The following is a 598-nucleotide window of genomic DNA, read 5'->3' on the forward strand; positions in this document are numbered from 1 at the left end:
CTGGAATACAACGCGGATCTGTTCGACCGGGACACGGTGGAAGCGATGGCGCGCCGCTTCCTGCGACTGTTGTCGGCGGCAGCGCGCGCGCCGCAGACGCGCTTGAAAGACCTGCCGCTGTTGGACGAGGACGAACAGCGGCTGCTGCTGCGGGATTGGGGGCAGGGCGCGCGGTCAGACGCGGCGCCGGACCTGTTGGCCGGTTTCGAGCGGCAGGCGATGGACCGGCCGGCAGCGGATGCGGTGCGCTACGAAGGCGAAGCGCTGAGCTACGGCGAGCTGAACGGGCGCGCCAACCAGCTGGCGCACTGGCTGCGCGGCAAAGGCGTGGGGCCGGACGCGCTGGTGGGCCTCTGCATGGAGCGGGGGCTGGAAATGGTGGTGGGGCTGCTGGGCATTCTGAAGGCGGGCGGCGCCTACGTGCCGCTGGACCCGGAACACCCTGCGGAGCGGCTGGCGCTGCTGCTGGAGGACACCGGGGCGAAGCTGGTGCTGACGCAAAGCCGGTTGAGGCCGGGGCTGCCGGCCGGGGCGGCGGAGACGCTGAGCCTGGATGGCGAGTGGGAGCAGGTGGCCGGCTGCGACAGCGGCAACCCGG

General features: G+C 71.9%; 1 protein-coding gene. It reads left to right on the forward strand.

Going from position 1 to position 598, the window contains the following annotated elements; genetic code table 11:
* The coding region (locus VL52_RS22990; protein WP_046159226.1) for an AMP-binding protein at window positions 1-598 on the forward strand (598 nt) is incomplete at both ends.

It is taken from the genome of Chromobacterium vaccinii (assembly GCF_000971335.1).
GTDB classification, from domain to species: domain Bacteria; phylum Pseudomonadota; class Gammaproteobacteria; order Burkholderiales; family Chromobacteriaceae; genus Chromobacterium; species Chromobacterium vaccinii.